Source organism: Nocardia exalbida NBRC 100660 (genome assembly GCF_000308575.1).
Lineage (GTDB): Bacteria > Actinomycetota > Actinomycetes > Mycobacteriales > Mycobacteriaceae > Nocardia > Nocardia exalbida.
Window position 1 is genome coordinate 83,729 of the sequence record NZ_BAFZ01000025.1, and the last position, 1,098, is coordinate 84,826.

The 1,098-nt window shown below is 66.2% G+C and carries 1 protein-coding gene and 1 pseudogene; one reads left to right on the top strand and one right to left on the bottom strand.

Annotated elements, in window-relative coordinates:
• Positions 1-102: 102 nt before the first annotated feature.
• Positions 103-243, top strand: a pseudogene (locus tag ON29_RS05365) (DUF397 domain-containing protein); the annotation flags it as partial.
• A gap of 36 nt (positions 244-279) precedes the next feature.
• Here the strand turns inward: ON29_RS05365 and ON29_RS05370 are convergent.
• The gene (locus tag ON29_RS05370) at positions 280-1,059 is read right to left on the bottom strand and encodes a hypothetical protein (protein WP_040865012.1); all 780 of its coding nucleotides are present in this window, start codon (positions 1,057-1,059) and stop codon (positions 280-282) included.
• Positions 1,060-1,098: the final 39 nt, after the last annotated feature.

Here is a 1,098-nt window from a genome sequence, read left to right on the forward strand (position 1 = left end):
TCTGCCGTGCGGCGACAGTGCCGGGTGGGTTTCTTCCTGCGGTTATCCGAAATTCAAAGGAAAATCCGGCATGGCGGGTCGGGGTGAGCCGGGGGTGGTGTATGTGTCGAAGTCGCGTTCTTCTCCAACGAGCTTGTGGGGGTGCGTGATTCGAAGAACCCCTGCGGCACCGCGCTGGTCTTCTCCTCGCGGGTGTGGGCGGCTTTCACCGCCGCGGCGCGCCGCGACGGCTTCGACTGCTGACGGCAGTTGCGCAACCCCAGTCGGGGTACCGATGTCTCAGGGGGTGCCGGGTGTTTTCCCTGTATCGGTGGGCACGTCCCGCGAGTATCCGGGGTTGGGGCGCCAGTACCGCGGTAACTCGTCGGCCTGGGCGGCGAAATCGCCTCGCCAGATATGCGCGGGAATCTCGAAACAGCCCATGACGCGGTCGCTGCGCAGGCCACCCGGCCAGTGCACGGAGATGACGCCGCCTTTCTCCACCACTCCGAATCCGCCGGGCGCGTCGATGACGTAGATCTGATGGACGAGGGTCAACTCCGAGGTCTCGTCGTCCATCATCACCGATTGGCTGTGATCAGCCGCTCGATTCACCCGCACCGTCGTGTAGACAACCCTGCCGTCGCGCTGTGACAGCGGGCGGAACCCGTCCGCCCACAGGACGCTGCGCGGACGCGTGTCGCCACGGAACAACAGCCCTCCGCCGATACGCCACCCCGATTCCGGATAGTCCTCCTGGAGTGCTTCCCAACCGCGACGGATCGCGTCGAGGTCGACATCCTGCTCGGCGGCCGAGGCGAGCAGCACACTATCCGGCAGTTGCGCGGCCGGTTGCCATTGCACCGGTACCGACTGGCTGTCGAGGATCAGCCGTACCACCTGAGCGCCGTCGAGCGGATGCACAGGAGCGTCGGTCAGCGGACCTTCGGCAGAATTGTCGGCGTCTTCGTCGCCGAGGTCGATCGCAACAGGGTCGATGCCGTTGCCGGGGGTCTTCCTGTTATCGCGGGTGTTTCCGCTGCCGTGGCTCGACAGCGAGCGATCGGGCAGGTGGGCCACGAGCCTCTGCCCCAGCGCTCGGCCCTCGCTGCGCTTCTC